The following is an 18,436-nucleotide window of genomic DNA, read 5'->3' as shown; positions in this document are numbered from 1 at the left end:
AGCCATGTATGTATGTATTTATTATTCGTAAACATGTGTGCTGATTTATAATACTGCGTGTTTTTAAGAGATTTCGAAATGGGGGGGATGATGTGCCCAAACAACTGATGTTTCGGTTTTATGGGCTTGTTGTCTTGCTATATCTTTCTGATATGGTTCTATTCTTAAGTAATCTTTGGAATGCTTATCGCATAACATCCTCATCGATTTTCCTAGGCATAACCATGGCTTTGGGCACCCTTACGCCTTACCTTTTAAAAAAAAGCGGACTTGTGCGCATTAAAGCCTCCCTGAGGTTGGTCGATTTATACAAAAGGCGGATCATTATCTATAGCCTTCTTTTATTGATTGCACTTTTCCATTATGCCGATTCCCCCTTTGGTTTTATCGCTGTCTCTATCTCTATCGGCTATCTCTCTTTGATTACCTTAAGCACTCTCGAGACTTATAATACTAAACTCGCACTTGGTGGTTATATTAGCGCCCAAAAGGCTTCCCGCATTATGCAAACAGTTGTGCAAATTGGCGCTTTTTTGGGAGCAGCACTGAGTGGTTATCTCTTAGAAGCGACCAGCCCTCAAGGAGCAGCGGCTGAAATTGGCTATAATGGTTTGATTGTGGCACTTTGTGTGTTTGACATCATTATAAGCCTTATAGCCGGATATATCATCTTTTGCGATGAATATAAAGCTACCGATACCACAGCACTTGCAACCGATAAGAAGCCCGTACCTACACCGCAAGCGAATGGACTCTCCCAAGAGCTTAAACTTTTATGCGTCTGCATAGGACTTATTGGCTTTCATATTTGCGCTTATAATACGCTGGCAACCATTCTTTTTCAAAGTGTGAAAAATTTTGGCTCTGAATATTATGGGCTTTGCAGTGCGGTCGCGGGCTTGGGCGCTTTTTTGGCTGCTTTTATCAAAATCCCTCGCTTTGAATTTATTCTCCCAGCCCTTATGTTGAGCGTGGCTGATCTTATTTTTAGCACCACACAATCGCCCTATTTGGCTGTGGTCTTTTGCTTTTTTATTGGCTTTTCAATGAATACCATGCGAATTAATGCCCGAAAACATACGATTGAAGCGACTAAAACAGAAGCTCAAGCAGAGCTGGTGGGAAGCTATAGCGGCATGCTTTATACTCTCTCCCAATCGGCAGGTTATGTTATCCTTGGTCTTCTTACAAGCTCTGCCCTTATGGGCCCTCAAGCAGCTGTTTATCTTCTACCCCTTATAGGAATGATAATCTTTATTTATATCCTTTTCTTTTTATCGCGGCAGGCCACAGCATGAGCAAATCCATTCTTATTGTCGACCCTTTCTCCACGGGTGCCCTCTATGGCCCTGCTTTGCAAAAATTAGGCTACACTTGTTATGGTGTTGTCTCTCAACAAGCTCCTTTTTCACACTATATGCTTTCTTATCAGGGAGAGGGTATGGCAGAAGCGAAACTTCATAATGTAGATGAGATCAAGACACGCTTTCCTATCGGTGCGATAGAGGCCGTGGTGGCAGGCGCCGAAGGGGGTATTTATTGTGCAGATCAATTGGCGGCTTATTATAATTGCCCTGGGAATAATCCCTCAACCACCGATTGGCGACGAAAAAAGGCAGTAATGCAAAGGCGCCTTTGTGAAAATGGTTTATCTTACATTCGGTCGAAGATTCTTACAAAAGGCGATTGTGCTATCGATGATTTTGAAAGTCATAGCGGCTATGTGGTAAAGCCAAATGATTCTGCTGGGAGTGATGGCATTTTGTTTTTCTCCAGCCGTGAGGAAGTGGCGGCATGGTCCTCTCGAATCGACTGGACGCAAAAAAATATTTTTGGCGCACCTAACGAGGCTTATTTGCTCCAAGAAAGATTGGAGGGAGAGGAATACATCGTCGACGCCGTTGTAAAGGGAGAGGCTATAAAAATATGTAGTTTATCACGATATAAAAAAGGTATTCATAATGGAAGTGCTTTTGTTTATGAATCGCTTGATGTGCTTGATGCTCAAGATCCTTCTTATGCCCCTCTTATCTCTTATGCAAAACAATGCATTCGCGCGCTGGGGATTGAATATGGACCCGCGCATATGGAAATCATGCAAACAGCTCGTGGTCCAGTGATGATCGAAGTAGGAGCCCGCCTCCACGGGGGAATTGCACCCACCTTGTTCGCACATTGCTATGAAGATGATTTACTTGAAAGCTCCGTTAATCTTATTGCAAGAGTGTTTTCGCAAAAACCAAGCCACTTTAAGAAAAAGGGGCGTATTATCTTTCTTATCAACAAGATCGACGGTCATATTATAAAAGATGTTAACTTATGGCAGCAAAAGCTTCATTCTTGGGAAAATGTGGTTCATTTTATGCTCTTTTTTAAAGAAAACGAGCCCCTCCCCCTAACCGTCGATTTAAATACCTGCCCAGCTATTATAGCAATTTGGGGACACAGTGATGATGAATTATCAGCTTTGGAGAGGATCATTCGTAGCAATTTCTTATAAAATACAATAATTGGAAAGAAAACATAGATTCATCAGCGTAACTAATTGAAAATATAGACAAATATTAAAAATTGATCAAGCTTAATGGATTAAACAACAAGGAAATAATTTTGTTTACAGCTTTATTGTCGAGCATTCGCGGATGGATTCTGGTATTATCTCTATCTGGAACTCCCTACAGGCATGAAGCAGAAAAGTTATCAAGCATACTTAGTATACCTAATGACAACTGCTATTACCATACGTGATGGCTCTAATGTAGGTGGATTTGAACTTTTAAATAATTTCTTAACTCTTGCATCACTCTATTTCCATACTTTTTAAATAATATTCAATAACTTAAGTAAAATAAATATTTTTTATTTTGGGTTTTGGTGTGTTGTTAATCTAAAGCATGTGAAGAGAATATATTAAAGAATTAAAATATTTATATATCGAGATTGAAGATGTCCTATTTTACCAAAAGAAGAGCTATTATGACACAGGTGAATTTAGCTATTAATCTTTTGTTGCAAACAAGTGGAAAAAAATGCTGAACGTAGAAAAAGTTGCATAAGAATCTTTAACAAAAATGATTAAAATTTAGATAGAATTACAAGGTGTGAAATAAAATTGGTTCCATCAGTGCTGCAATTTTTTCTGGTTAATTTTTTCTACCGATATCGTTAAGGCTTTCTTCTAATGACATCGCCTATCATTAGAGGGAGATATATGATTGTTTTTCGAATTGTGACAGCACACAAATTTCGTGATTTATTTTGCCCATCAAAAAGATGTTGGTTAGTTGAGTAAGTTAAAAAAATACATAGCATTCCGTATAATGCCGTGTGTATGTATAAAACTTTTCAGAATGATCGTGTTAATAGCAATGTTGAAGGAGTGCCTTTTTGGGAAAGATTATACAGCAATTACGAGTATCTCTAGGAAGAAAAGCGCTGATTTTTAGAACAGAGAGAAACATTGATCATAACAGTTTATTAGGCTAAACGCAGAATATTTATCCTAATAATTGATGATCGAATTGTAACAGTATAGGTTTTTGATCATCATAAAGAAAAAAGTAGAGAGCATGTTTCTTTTAGTTAAGGAAGAGTGTTGCTCATTTTTCTTTCTAAAAGTAAGCAAATTCAAAGATAATTTTTTTGTTCTTATAATGGTGAGAAAATAATTGTCGAAGTCCGTGAAGGAGAGATTCCAATACATTATTACAAAGTTTAATAAAAGCTGGAATACTTAAAAACTCTTTAGTTGCTATAATGATTTAAGAATACCAGATTAGGATACGAGCAATTCAAGAGCTCAAACCTTTGTGATAATATTGGTTTAGAATTACATCCTGTTCATTCAGACGAGATGAGCCAATTATTATGTGTCATAGAACCATATGGGTGGGGAATTTAAAAAAAGCTTATCTAGAATCTGACTTAAAGGTTTTGGGAACTTTAGTAGTAAGATTGGCTTGGTCTCATGTTACCCAAAAATTAGCACCCAATCTTGTTGTGACTAGACTAAATTTAGAAGATCTGCTCACTGAAGTTTTTATAATATTATGAAATGATAAAAATATTAATATTTCTTCTTGTCCCGTACACGAAACGGATGCTATTTGTATTTGTTATCCTTTGCACCATTGTTCGAAATATATTTTAGATGGTTGTCACTTGAAATATGTCTTGGAAAATTATTGGAAAGTAATTTCCTATTATTTGTCTCAATCTACGGGCGCAACGTTACCAAGTATAGAATTCATGCTGACAGATGACTCGCAAAAAATAAGTACCTACAACGCATTTGAACTAAAATTTTATGAAAAACTGGAATTTAGTACCGAACCATATTTGACAATGGAGAAAATCATAAAATGGCTCGAGTCTCTGTTTAAGAGTGAGAAAGCTATTGCGTAATTCTGTTTTTCTTATGATTTTGATTGGTTGTTTGACGAGTTTTTGTGCTAGTGGTGTATTATCTATTGGCCTTTCTTTGTTACAATTCCAAGATACAACTGGAAAAGCATCTGCTACTTTAAATGTTGTTAATTTAATCGCAATTGGAATTGCAGGCTTATGTTTGGGAAATGTGTTGGTGCGCTATCAAGGCTTTATAATTGGGTTTTATAGTCAAATTATTTGCGCTTGTTTATTATCGTTCTTATTATTTATAAACAATCCGGTACTTATTTTATTTGTATTTTTTTTACTTGCTCTCTTGATGGGGGCTGATAATCCAAATAACAATAGTGCCTTGAATCAGCTGGTTCCAGCTCCCAAACAAAAAGCTGGAATTTTTGCATTTTATACTAGTTGCTGTCAGTTTTTTGTTATTATATCCCCATTGCTTATATATTTTATAATTGCGCATTTGGGGCACAAAATAGCCATAGCCTTTATTGTGTTTATTTATCTTTTGAATGCCAGCCTATGGTTTCGTATAAAATCTATACAACAAATAAACAGAGTAAAAGAGCTATTAAAAAAGCCATCTCAAAAAGCTTATGGAGTTGGTTTTAGGTGCCTTTGGCGGGTTTCTGCGTTGCGTTTTTTAACGATTAATCGTATTTTGAATAATTTTCTCTATACGGGGCCTATTGTTCTATTGCCACTTGTTCTTGCATCTATAACATCAGATAATACAAAATTTACAGCTATTCAAAATACTATTTTTGCTTTGTCAGCACTGGGTTTTGTAGTCAATGGTCTTATCTCATCCTATTATTTACGAAAATTTCCATCTTTAATTCGTTTTTTTGTATGGGGAACACCGGCTTTTGCAGTGATCGCAATCTCTTTTGTTTTATATTTAAATTTTACTCAATATTCCCTTTATATTATGGGCTTTTTATTAGGTATTGGGCAATTTTATTTTAGGGTATCGGGAATAACAATTGGACAAGCTATCACACCTAGTGAAAATTTAGCCGAGGTGATTTTGGCAGGCGATGCCAGTGTGCGCATCATAACAGCTTTATTCTCTATTGTGCTTTTATATGCCGGAAATTTTTTTTCATTTTCTACATTATACGTCCTGTGTATATTTATAGGTTTTTGCGCCCCTTTATTTATTTTACACGGACTATCTATTTACATACAAAGCTTAGAAATAAAAGAAAGCACCGCATGAATGATCTTCAATTATTATATTACGTCAGCCTTTTTTGATTATCGTATAGATAAAAATTTTGTACAAATATTCATGACATTAATTTTAAATGAGCACATTGCGTGAGAAAAGCTGAGGTGTTCGTTACCTCTCATGTGGATAAAACGCATTTAGCCCGTTAATCGGAATTGCAAATAGCACTATGATCACCATTAATTCTGAAACTCTATCAGAAGTTAGTGATAATGGCAAAAATCCCTTAATGATATTTGAAGAGATCGTTTATGCTAGATCAGGTTATCTAAAGATCGAGAGGAGAGTAACTTAGAAGTTATAAAATTCATGGAAATTCAACTGCAATTTCTAGGTATACATAATGACAGATACAGATCAGCGCAAACTGGTCAATTGCAAACAGTAAAAAAATCCTGAGCTTTTTAAGCTATGTCATATCAAGCATATGAAAATTCGTTTTAAATTAATGGCGGAGAGAGAGGGATTCGAACCCTCGATATGGTTTCCCATATACACGCGTTCCAGGCGTGCGCCTTCAACCACTCGGCCACCTCTCCAGAAGTCTCGCACTATACCCAGAAAGAAATAACGTGCAAGCCTAAATTATACATTCAAAGTTCAAAAAACAAATTCATTTATTAAAGTAAGAGCTTATATCTGTTGAATAACAAGCACATCCTTTCTTTTTAAGAAAAAACTTTTTCCGTGGATAGGTTTGTATAATACAATAATGGGAATAAAAAGATTGTCACATCTATCTCATACGGTGTCTATGAATGGTATAAAATCTATTGAATAGCATCATCTTTCCTTAAATAAAAAGTACAAGCCAAGTACCATCACGCTATTCATCCCCTAATGTTGCAACATCCCTTGCTATGTGAGAGAATGCATAAAAGGCATTTATTCTTTCTTAAAGTGTTTTTATCCACACGTTACTCCTCCCTGTAACGTATAAAAGAATAATGTTTTATAGCACTAACGATCTGATTACTCTGCAAAATGAACTAGCTCGTTCCCCTTAATGTTCTTTATCACCTTATATCCTTGCTTAGAGCACGTACAGCTCGTGCAGTTTCACATTGTAATGCTTTTTGTGCTAAAATTTTCATATCTTCAAAACTATGAGTCTGCAAACACGCCTTTACTGGAGAAATATCGCAAGATATCATAGAAAGCTCATTAATTCCCAACCCAGTCAAAATCATTGAACCAAAAGGATCTCCAGCCATACCACCACATACGCTAACCCAACACTTATGTTGTGAAGCTCCCTGAATAGTCTGATAAATCATACGCAAAACTGCTGGATCAAGGCTATCAGCTTCAGACACAAGGTACGGGTTTTGCCGATCAACAGCCATTGTATACTGTGTTAGGTCATTGGTTCCAATTGAGAAAAAATCAACATGGGCGCTCAACACATCTGCCATAATGGCGGCTGCTGGAACTTCGATCATAATACCAAGTTTTAATTTTGGTGCATCAATATCATTGCGGATTTCTTCTGCAATCTTTTTTATAGTAACAATCTCTGAAACAGACATTACCATCGGAAACACAATCCATAGATCTCCGCCTTCTTTTGCTGCTCGATACAAAGCACGTAATTGAGGCACCAAAAGATCACGTCGACGTAACAAAAGCCGCGTCCCTCGAACACCTAAAAAAGGATTGTCCTCTTTAGATAAATGTAAATGCGTAACCTGTTTATCCCCACCAATATCGAGTGCACGAATAATTAATGGCTTATCTCCTACAGCTGTAATCATCTCCCGATATATATTAAATTGTAGCTCTTCATCCGGAATATGAGGATTCTCTAAAAACAAAAATTCCGTGCGCATGAGTCCAACACCTTCAGCCCCCAAATCAAGCGCAACAGGAACCTGATTTGCGTAGTTGACATTAGCCATGATACGAATTCTTTGACCATCTGTTGTTTGCGCTGGTAATCTACACGCACTTATTTCACTGACACGTTTTTGCACAATAGTATCAATATGCCTTTGAGCATCTTCAACGTCTTCAAGCGTAGGATCAAGGTAAATAAACCCGTTATCGCCATCAATAATAGCCTGAATATCAGACTGTATCGCTAAAATATCACCACCTGCAGCAACAACCATTGGAATACCAAGAGTACGCGCCAAAATAGCTGTATGAGATAATGGACCTCCCCATGCTGTTGCTAATCCTTTTACCTTTGTACAATCAAGTTGTGCTACATCAGAAGGAGAAAGGTCATTTGTAACTAGAATTACACCATGTGGAATATCATTTAAAAAGAACGATCTATAGGATGGATTGATTTCACCTAAAACACGTCGACCAACATCAACTAAATTAACAGCACGTGCTGCTAACAAAGGATTATCTACCTTAAAAAACATATCTGAAAATTGACGAACCGCTCTATCCCAAGACCAAGCGACACCATGACCTTCTGCTATAAAACGACAAGCTTGAGCTATTAAATTTTCATCTTCAAGCAAAACCATTTGCGCAGAAAAAATCGCAGCAGAATCTGCTCCCATACGCACTGTAATATCAGAAATCACAGATGCCATTTTATGTTTTGTTTTTGTAAGAGCATTTTCAAGACATGCCGCACCAGCTGCAAAATCAATTGGCTGGTCTATTATGGAAATATCATTTTGCCTTAAAACAAAAATCTTACCAAATGCTAATCCTGAACTTGCTCCAACACCAGAAATGCCTTTTTGCATAGAGCGTGGATACCAACCATGAAAAGCCTTTGTTTGAGATTCCATTGCTCTCATCAGGCATTTTTCACTAATACTCACTTTTTTTGCAATAGCAATGGCATCATTGAGAAGTTGTGCTCCTTCTGCAGCATCTGTAGAAAAAATCAGAACATCACCGTTTTTTGCTCCTAATTGCAATAAACCAACCAAATTTTTCATTTCAACGGCATATTGACCATGACGAACTCTGATAGAATTTTGAGCCTTTTTCGCAAAATCAACCCAAAGAGAAGCTGGTCGTGCATGAAGACCACTTGGATAATCTAAAGTCCATTCCTGACACACCGAAAGGTCACCAATAAAAGTTTTTTCTATCTTCATATCTTGATCAAACAAAGTTGTAACAATTTGCTGTTTGTTCATAGTTGTTGCAAGTACTTCAAGCTGTTTTTTATCAAATAAAAGAGACGTCAATTTTTTACAAATTTCTCTATAGCGATCTGGACACGCTGCAATAGCAATAACCAAATGTGCTTTCTTGCCATCCTGCCACTCAACACCAGCAGGAACCTGTATAACAGCAACAGCGTCCTTGATAATTAAATCACGATTTTCAGCCATACCATGGGGAATGGCTATACCGTTTCCAAGCCAAGTATTGGTTTTTTCTTCACATGCGAGCATGCTTGCCAGATAACACTTATCAACCGCACCAACCTGCACAAGCAATTCAGCAGCAGCATAAATTGCATCATTTTTATGATCAAAAGTAGCTGCAAGTTGTACAGATCTTATAGACAAGATTTCACTCTCGATAAAATCTACATTCATTGCTTCTGCTTTCTCACATCTTATCATGAATTCAAATTGCCTCACATTTGAACACCAATATCTCTGATAAATTCCTTTTCAAAGCTGCATTTCCCAAAATACAAGCTATAAATACCACCACAGCTCTCTTTATATTTTACGAAATGTAGCTAAGTGAGGTGCTTAAATACCTCAATATAACCGATAATACAATTGGATATTATCATCTAGCGAGGTGCTTAAAAGCATCATAAGCAAGTCTGCCTCTTACTCTTTTACTTTACAAAGACAAAACCCCGATTTTTACAGCACCAATCACCTAAAAAACTATGTTTTAAAAACGCTCTCATTATCCCAAGTTATTCAACATAACTTTTCATTATTCTCCCTAAAAGAAAGCATCCTTCCCAATCATCTGTAACTTCAGTTAATATTTTAACTGATTCCTCAAAGTTTATTTAACCTATTATCCCTCTTTATAAATTCATTACATAATTATAAATTGCTCCATGCAACTTATCATCTTTAAAATTCCGTGCAGCTCATCCTATGATGCTAACTTATTGATATATAACATCTATGTATTTTAAGATACTCCTTTACTTCAATCAATATCGCAAACACACAATATTCTCTGTCGCATATTTGCAAAGTACGAGCATCACCCAAGCACCATCATCAACTACTAAAATCAAGAAAAACGCTACAAATAAGATAAATAAAGTAAAAAATGAAAAGCAGTTATTGCCTTAACCCTAGCTCTTATGCTTGTTTATTTTCAAAAATGTACAATACAATAATAATGAAATCAGAAAAAATATTCTTGAAGAGCGCTGATTGCACATTGGTTATTTTTATATCTTTAAACAGCGTCCTCCTTAAAAATATAATTTCACTCTCGATTTACCGAAAACTCCTTAATGCACGTCACTTTCAAAGTAGTTTTGACTGCCATCTTATGGATTTTTTATCCCTATATCCTTTTAAATGAATAGCCCCACCTATCCACACCACCACCTAAAAACAGTATGACAACTCATCAATACTACAATGCCAATAAAAAGATCCATCTTTATCAAAATGATTACATAAATAATGCTTTCATTAAATTTCTCATAATTTCCTGAAAACAAACTGCTTCTCTTATAAAGAAATTACTAAACACTTCTTCATGCATAAAAAGAAAGTCTCTCCTTACTATTATTATACAGAAATTTATCAACAAATTCTATCATAATATCAATACGTTCAGTACTAAATACTAACATAATACCGCACAAGTTCCTCCCCTCATTGAGAAAAGTCATTTCCCCAATTCCACCTTTTTCGTACATCTTCTACATTTATTATAGTACCAAAACAAAAAGGGAAAGATGAAATTCTATCTTTCCCTTTTAATACTTATAAAACCACAACTACAATTCAATGGAATCCCGTTGATTGCTAGAGAGTGTTACAGATTACTCTGCTGCCTCCACCATAGGAATGACTGAAACATAGGAACGATCACCCGCTTTGCGTTGAAAAGAAACCTTTCCATTTGATAATGCAAAAAGCGTATGGTCTTTTCCAATGCCGACATTGTTGCCAGGATGCCAACGTGTACCACGCTGGCGAATAATAATATTTCCAGCAATAACGGTCTCACCACCAAATTTTTTAACGCCTAGACGTTTCGATTCTGAATCGCGACCATTACGCGAGGAACCACCAGCTTTTTTATGTGCCATAGACGCTCTCCTTTAATCTTTCTTACTCTTTGATGCTACAGACGCTTTCTTCTGTGACGCAGTCTTTTTTTCAGCTGTTTTTTTAGCCGTCTTCTCAACAGAAGCAGTATCTTTTGTTTCTTTTGGTGCAGTTGCCTCTTCTTTTATCGGCTTTGCAGCTGCTTTTTTAGTTTTTGAACCACCCATTAAAATTTCTAAAACACGAAGCTTCGTAAATTCTTGACGATGACCACGCGTGCGTTTAGAATTTTGACGACGGCGCTTCTTAAATGCGATAACCTTGCGCCCACGTGCCTGTTCTACAATCTCAGCTGTCACCAATGCATCAGCAACGACAGGGGTACCAATAACCGCATTACCTTCTTGCCCAACCATCAATATGTCATTGAATTCAACAACATCACCCGCATTTCCACTAACTTTTTCAACTTTCACCACTTGATTAGCAACAATGCGGTATTGCTTACCACCAGTTTTAATGACTGCGAACATTTTTTATCCTTCCGTTCACTCCAGCTCTTATTTAATTTCTGCCTTGAAATAAGGGAAAATAGGCTGCTTTTTATCAGTCGTAATAGATTTTAAAGAAGGATAAAACCTTCTTCAACACAAATATGCGCAGATTTCCCCACGCTCATGTTCCGTATATATGAAGGAATTTCTATTCTCTGTCAATAAAGTCCCATAAAAAAGAAAAAAAGGTTGTACCAAAAACAATTGAAGGTTATCTACCCCTTATACACTCAAATAGTGCCGATTTTTGTTTCACTTTATTATGGAGAGATGGCTGAGTGGTTGAAAGCACCGCACTCGAAATGCGGCATAGGGGCAACTCTATCGGGGGTTCAAATCCCTCTCTCTCCGCCAAAGTTTATAAAGCGATATTATTAAAATGTCTTTAATCGTAGCTTGCCGGTGGATTCTGTATATTTTTACCTAGTGTAGTTTGTCAGCAGGTTTTGTACCAATCCATTTTTCAAAAGGTCTTCAAGACTCTTCAAAGGTCTTTATCATTTTTGCATAAATTCTCATTTTTACAATTTTTTCACTTTTTGGTTTTCTGTTACATAAATATAGTTCAGATAATAAGAGAACGCATAGTAAAATCAAAGAATTGTCTCATATTTCTCTCTCATTCTACTTTTGCTTAGTTAGTACAAAATCTGCTGTCAAATTATATTTATTTTGCACGTCTTTCTTGAATATGTGCTAGCAACCCTAATGTTGAACTATCGCGATTATCCGCTTGACTTTCTCCACGAAGAATTGGTAGTAACTCATTTGCTAATTCTTTACCAAGTTCAACCCCCCATTGATCAAATGAATTAATATTCATTAAAATCCCTTCAACAAAAATACGATGTTCATAAAGCGCAATAAGACGACCGAGTGAAAAAGGTGTTAATAAATCTTGAACCAACGTAATGCTGGGACGGTTTCCTTTAAAACTTCTATGAAGTGCTAAATGATCTGCTTCACCCTCATCAACTCCATTTTTTATCAAGATATGCCGAGCATCTTCAATACTACGCCCTTTCATCAATGCTTTTGATTGTGCTAAACCGTTTGCTAGCAACATCTCATACATAGAATGTAAATTTTGCTCATGCCCTTTTATAAATAAAATAAATTCTACAGGAATAATATCTGTTCCTTGATGCAGAAGCTGAAAAAAAGCATGTTGACTATTTGTTCCTGAATCCCCCCAAACAATCGGACCACTTGAAAAACTTAATGGTTTTCCATCCAGCGAGACTTGCTTACCATTTGATTCCATATCAAGCTGTTGTAAATAAGCTGGAAAATGTATTAAACGCTGTGCATAAGGAATGATAGAACGTGATGAATAACCACAAATAACACGATGCCAGAATCCTAAAAGAGCAAAACGAATAGGAATATTTTTATGCAAAGGCATAGTTTTAAAATGTTGGTCCATTTGCAATGCACCGTTGAGAAATTGGCGAAAATTTTCACCACCTATTGCAAACATAACAACAAGTCCAATGGCTGACCAAATTGAATAACGCCCTCCAACCCAATTCCAAAATTTAAAAACTCTTGTGGAATCTATGCCAAATTCTGCCACTTTATCAAGCGCACTTGAAACAGCAACAAAATGCGTACCAACGGCTTCTTCTCCTAAATGTGAACAGATCCACTGACGTGCAACTTGAGCATTTACCATTGTTTCAGCCGTTGTAAAAGTTTTAGAAGCAATGACAAACAGCGTTGTTGCTGGATTCAAAATAGAGAGAGTATCAGAAATATGGGCACTGTCAGCATTAGAAACAAAATGACACTGTGGACCATCATGATAAGGTTTTAAAGCATATGTAACCATTTCAGGACCAAGATCAGAACCACCAATACCAATATTGACAATATCATTTATTCTCTCGCCGCTGTTTCCCTTATAGCTGCCATCACGTACCTTTTCAGAAAATCTTTCCATATCTTCAAGGACGTCTTGAATATCGCGAATAAGATTATGACCATCCAACATGAAAATTTCATCAGCAGGTAAACGTAACGCAATATGAAGAACTGAGCGTTTTTCAGTTGTATTAATCGCCTTACCAGAAAACATTGCATCACGCCGGCCTAACACATCTGCTGCGACAGCTAAATCATCTAGAAGTTGCAATGTTTTAAATGTCACACCACATTTTGAAAAATCAAAAAGAAGATCATCAAGTCTGAGGGAAAAATGGGAAAAACGCTGTTCATCTTCTACAAAATGTCGACGAATATCATAGACCCCATCCTTTGCGGCATGGTTTCTTAAAGCTTTTAATGTGGCTTCAAAAGCCTTTTCATTTCGAATCGAAAAGCTATCTCCCATAAGCTTATCCTATACGATTATTGATAATGAAATCTATGCCCAAACCATAACAAAGCAGAAAGCGTCTCCTTTATTGCTCGCTATTTTCACTGCTCACATAAAAATGAAGGAATATACAAAATAAAAGGATAAGATCCGAAAATGATATTTTTACAGGAATAAACTTTCAAACCTTTTCTATCAGATACATCATTTAACTTGATTGAGTTCTTTTGTTAAGCGTAAATCTTCTTCTGCTTTTGGTCTTATAAAACGCCCCAAAAAAAGATAAACAACCGGTGTGACATAAAGCGTAAAAATAGTTGCTAAACCTAAGCCACCAACGATAACCCAACCTAAAGCTATACGAGCTTCTGCGCCAGCACCTTTGGCTAAAACCAAAGGAATACCTCCTAAAATGGCACAAATCATTGTCATACAAACTGGACGAAGTCGAATATTTGCTGCTTCTTCTACGGCTTCACGCACGCTTCTTCCCTGATCTCGTAATTGATCTGCAAATTCAACAATGAGAATACCATTTTTTGCCATAACGCCAATTAACAAAATTAGTCCAATTTGGCTGTAAATATTAAGACTCACACCACTTAATAGCATAGCAATTACAGCACAACCAATCCCTAATGGGACCGTAGCCATGATAATGAATCCTGAAATAAAGCTTTCAAACTGGGCAGCCAAAATCAATAAAATAATCAAAAAAGCAATGCCAAAAACAATCATAAAATTGGAAGATGTTTCATTAAGCGTTTCAGCTTCTCCTAAGGGAACCACGTAGATTCCTTTTGATAACAAAGGAGAAGCAATTTTCTGTACAGTTTGATAAGCTTCCCCTAAAGCGATACCTGGAGCAAGATTTGCGCTTAAAATAACAGCGCTCATGCGTTTTTCCCGTTTTAATTGGGGAGCGATAGCTTTTTCATGTAAATGCGCAATAACCGATAAAGGAACATATCGATTGTCTTTAGTCTTTAAGAAAATATTTTCTAAATCACTGGGACTCTTCATAGAATTTTTACGCGATATCAATTTAACATCGTAAGAATGATCATCCACGTTAATGGAACCAATCTTTTTACCATCCAACATTGCTTGTAATGTATCGCCCAAATTGGTGATATCAATCCCTAAATCGGAGGCTTTTTTTCGATTGATTTCAATAAAAAATTGTGGTTGTGTTGCATCAACAGTAAGACGTGGTCGAATAAAACGCGGATCATCTTGTAAAGCACTCACCAGCTTATCAGCAATGGGTTGTAGTGTTGCATAATCGTTGCCAAGAATTGCAAATTGTAATCCTTGCCCAGTTCCTCTCACACCTAGAGAATTTCCCTCCGCAGCAAACACAAAAACTGCGGGAAACTGTCTAACCTTTGCATTAACATCCTTCACAATTTCTTGCTGACTACGTGAACGTTCATCCCAAGATGAAAGCAATAAAACCAAAAAAGCAGTATTGGGTGAACCACCAATACCCGCAATAGAGTAACTGTTAGCAATCTCCCCTGCATCACGTAATGGCTGTAGACTTGCTTCAATTTGCTCTACCTGTTCGTTCAAATATTGTGTTGAAATACCTTGTGGTCCATTAATAACCAAAAAGATAAGAGCTCTGTCTTCTGCTGGAGTTAATTCCTGTTTCAGCTTCATATAGCCTCCGACACAAAGACCCGCAAAAATAAGTGAAGCAAAAATAACAGACCAAGGCTTTTCTAAACACTGATGCAAACTGTAAGTATATGCCTTATGAAGAAAAGTACCTAATTTATATAAAAAAGTAAAATGATGGGACTTTTCTTCTTTCTCCTCAATATGTTCTTTGAGAAAACGTGAAGCCAACATGGGACAAAGCGTTAAGGCAACAATTGAAGAAAGCAAAATAGAAATTGCCAAAACAAAACCAAATTCTCTAAAAAGCGCTCCAACTTGCCCAGGAAGAAAGGAAATAGGAACAAATACAGCCACTAAAGTCAATGTTGTTGCGACAACAGCAAAAAAAACTTCACGTGTTCCTAACACCGCTGCAGCTCTGGAACCTAACCCCATATTGCGCCATCGAACAATATTTTCCAGAACAACAATGGCATCATCCACAACAAGCCCTGTTGCTAAAACAAGTCCTAAAAATGTGAGAATATTTAATGAAAATCCCACAAGATAAATAGCTGCAATGGTACCAATTAAGGCAACAGGAAGAGATAAAGCAGGTATCAGTGTTACACGAATGTCTCTGAGAAAAAGAAAAATGACTAAAATAACGCTCAAAATAGCAATGACCAACGCAACCTCAACCTCATGAAGGGCACTTTTAATAAAAATTGCATCGTCATTAATAACGTCTATATGTACAGAAGAAGGAACAATACTTTTGAGATTATCAACAACGGCTCTTACACCTTGAGAAATATTAAGCGTGTTGGATTGTGCTTTCCGCACGATACCTAATCCAATACCTGTCTTTCCATTGATACGAAGAATAACCGTTTCTATATCCGGCGATAAAGTAACATGCGCAACATCGCCAAGATGCACATGAGGCTTTAAAACAACTTGTTCAAAAGATTCTGGTGTTGTTAGACGTGCAGTGGCACGGACAACTAAAGTTTGCTTAGAATTGCGTAATGATCCTACTGGCACATCCGTTGTCATATCAGCAAGAACACGTGAAATATCTGCTACAGTTAATCCATAACTTGCAAGTTTTGCTTGATCTATATCAATCTGAAAAATCTTTGTGCGAGCACTATCAACCTGTACATCACCAACACCATCAACAGCAGAAATTGCATCAACAATCTGATCATTTACAATCGTTGTTAAATCATCAATACTCATTGTTGGTGACGTCACAACCAAATACATCATGGCAGCAGCATTCGAATCTGCTTTAATGATCAGAGGGGTATCTGCATTTTTTGGTAAAGAATAAGCAATACGAGACAGAGCATCACGAATATCAGATGCCGCTACATTCAAATCAACACCGACATTAAAATTAATCTGCACACGAGAGCGTCCAAAAGAAGATGTTGAAGAAATTGTCTTAACACCTGAAACACGAGAAACAGCATCTTCTATAACTTTTGTTACTTCACGATCAATGGTTTCTGCTGACGCACCAGAAAACATCGTCACAATCGTTGTTACTGGAGTATCAACATCGGGTAATTCTCTTACATCAACATTCAACCATGCTGCAAATCCTGCAATGATGATCATAGCATTTAAAACAAAAGTAAAAACCGGTCTGCGAATAAATAAGGCAATGAGACCACCTTGCTCCACCTTTGACATAGGCTGTTTTGTGCTCAATTCTTGGCTCATTGTATATCCGTTCCATAAACCGCTGATAATTGCTGTTGGTGGGACTTTGGATCATCAATAGTTACTTTACTTCCTGGATAAAGCATTTGCACCCCTCGAATGACAACTTGATCACCCTTTTCTAGGGAAGCTTTCACGAAAACCTGATCCGCTTTATGCTGAATAATTGATACGGGAATAGACTCTACTTTTCCTTCTCTCACACGCCAAACGAATGACCCTTTACTATTCCATTGAACCGCAAGAGGATTAACGACAGGAAAAGAACCACCATGAAATTGCAATACAACAGAAAAGGACATACCAGACATGAGCGTATCTTTTTCATTATTGATTTCAACCTGAGCATGAAGCGTGCGACTTTCTGGATCAACAATATTATCAATCGCATAAATATGACCAACAAAAGATTTATCTGGCTGCGCAGTTAATGTTGCCGTTACCTCATCTCCTTTATGGATGCGCGACACATATCGTTCAGGGGCCCATATATCGACCAAAATACGTTCTCTATTCTCAATACGCCCTATTACGGTATTAAGGGTCACGTTATTCCCCACATCAACGGGCAAAATACCAACAACTCCAGGAATCGGTGCACGAATTGTTCGCCGATCGAGATCTAATTCAGCATTACGCAACACTAAATTTGCGTTATCCAACTCTAAACGTGCTGTAATTTCTTGAACTTCCGTTGCTGTATTGCTGGCGCGTAATTTAAGAATGCGCGAAAGCGTTAATGCATTATTATCACGTTGTACTTTTGCTTTTGCAGCCGCTATTTCCTCTTTTTTAGAATCAAGCTTTGCAATCACATCATCGACTTGTACTTTTGTACCAGCTGATACAAAAAGCTTATCAATAACACCTGAGGATAAAGGGGTAAGATCGACTTCTGCAAGAGCTTTTCCACTCCCAAGAACGTTAAGTTGTTCATAAAAATCTTGAACTTTTACAAGATCAACGACGACATTCGCCGGTGGTCTTCCCATTTTTTCCTTTGAAGCTTTATACGATACTCTTGTTTTATCCACCATAGAAATGGGTTGTTCTGCACTCTTTTTTCCAGCCCAATAAGTAACCGTTAAAACGACGATTAAAAACACCAACGGAAAGCTCTTTTTTAATAACGCCATACATCCACCCTTGCTGTGTCATGTTCATCTGAAATAGTTTTCAACAGTAATATCGGTGTTTTACACAAAAACCAAACAGCGGGTGTATATATATCTTACCCCCCACCGCAAAAAACACATCTCATCTTTGCTTGACTATCTTTCATAGATTAAAACGTCAAGTTAACTATCGTTCATATTGCTTTGTACAGTCACAACAAAAAATGATTATATCAAAACCAACTGAAACCATAATATATTATATCCTTTTTTAAAATATCTCATAAAAAAGA

9 protein-coding genes and 2 tRNA genes are annotated in these 18,436 nt (G+C 36.9%); 4 read left to right on the top strand and 7 right to left on the bottom strand.

From position 1 onward, the window contains the following. Positions 1-107 precede the first annotated feature (107 nt). The 3 genes from ACFIJ9_RS01200 to ACFIJ9_RS01190 all read left to right on the top strand — a co-directional run bounded on the left by ACFIJ9_RS01200 (position 108) and on the right by ACFIJ9_RS01190 (position 5,617). Entirely contained in the window at positions 108-1,298 is a 1,191-nt protein-coding gene (locus tag ACFIJ9_RS01200; RefSeq protein ID WP_375635473.1) for a hypothetical protein, read from the top strand. Beyond that, on the top strand, positions 1,295-2,500 hold the full coding sequence (locus ACFIJ9_RS01195; RefSeq protein ID WP_375635452.1) for an ATP-grasp domain-containing protein: 1,206 nt from the start codon (positions 1,295-1,297) through the stop codon (positions 2,498-2,500). Before ACFIJ9_RS01200 ends, ACFIJ9_RS01195 begins: the two co-directional genes overlap by 4 nt. Positions 2,501-4,396: 1,896 nt before the next feature. Continuing rightward, positions 4,397-5,617, top strand: coding sequence for an MFS transporter (locus ACFIJ9_RS01190; RefSeq protein ID WP_375635451.1), 1,221 nt, complete (start codon positions 4,397-4,399; stop codon positions 5,615-5,617). Between the two features lie 461 nt (positions 5,618-6,078). Here the strand turns inward: ACFIJ9_RS01190 and ACFIJ9_RS01185 are convergent. The 4 genes from ACFIJ9_RS01185 to rplU all read right to left on the bottom strand — a co-directional run bounded on the left by ACFIJ9_RS01185 (position 6,079) and on the right by rplU (position 11,351). Further along, positions 6,079-6,168 (bottom strand) — tRNA-Ser (locus ACFIJ9_RS01185). Positions 6,169-6,645: 477 nt separating this feature from the next. Beyond that, on the bottom strand, positions 6,646-9,177 hold the full coding sequence (ptsP, locus tag ACFIJ9_RS01180; protein ID WP_375635450.1) for a phosphoenolpyruvate--protein phosphotransferase: 2,532 nt from the start codon (positions 9,175-9,177) through the stop codon (positions 6,646-6,648). A 1,412-nt stretch (positions 9,178-10,589) separates the two neighbouring features. After that, positions 10,590-10,859, bottom strand: a complete 270-nt coding sequence (gene rpmA / locus ACFIJ9_RS01175) for a 50S ribosomal protein L27 (RefSeq protein WP_273787451.1) — start codon at positions 10,857-10,859, stop codon at positions 10,590-10,592. 12 nt (positions 10,860-10,871) lie between these two features. Next, positions 10,872-11,351: a 50S ribosomal protein L21 gene (gene rplU, locus ACFIJ9_RS01170; protein ID WP_375635449.1), complete on the bottom strand. Its 480-nt coding sequence runs from the start codon at positions 11,349-11,351 to the stop codon at positions 10,872-10,874. A 285-nt stretch (positions 11,352-11,636) separates the two neighbouring features. Here rplU and ACFIJ9_RS01165 point away from each other — a divergent pair. Continuing rightward, a tRNA-Ser gene (locus tag ACFIJ9_RS01165) sits at positions 11,637-11,726 on the top strand. Positions 11,727-12,039: 313 nt separating this feature from the next. Here the strand turns inward: ACFIJ9_RS01165 and pgi are convergent. The 3 genes from pgi to ACFIJ9_RS01150 form a co-directional block, all read right to left on the bottom strand. Beyond that, complete coding sequence (pgi, locus tag ACFIJ9_RS01160; protein ID WP_375635448.1) at positions 12,040-13,704, bottom strand: glucose-6-phosphate isomerase; 1,665 nt, start codon at positions 13,702-13,704, stop codon at positions 12,040-12,042. Positions 13,705-13,893: 189 nt separating this feature from the next. Beyond that, positions 13,894-17,028: an efflux RND transporter permease subunit gene (locus ACFIJ9_RS01155; RefSeq protein WP_375635447.1), complete on the bottom strand. Its 3,135-nt coding sequence runs from the start codon at positions 17,026-17,028 to the stop codon at positions 13,894-13,896. Beyond that, positions 17,025-18,164, bottom strand: coding sequence for an efflux RND transporter periplasmic adaptor subunit (locus ACFIJ9_RS01150; RefSeq protein ID WP_375635446.1), 1,140 nt, complete (start codon positions 18,162-18,164; stop codon positions 17,025-17,027). Before ACFIJ9_RS01150 ends, ACFIJ9_RS01155 begins: the two co-directional genes overlap by 4 nt. Between the last annotated feature and the right edge of the window lie 272 nt (positions 18,165-18,436).

The organism is Bartonella sp. MR90HLJMH (assembly GCF_042194115.1).
Taxonomy (GTDB): Bacteria; Pseudomonadota; Alphaproteobacteria; order Rhizobiales; family Rhizobiaceae; genus Bartonella; species Bartonella grahamii.
This window is presented reverse-complemented; position numbering and strand designations above follow the sequence as displayed.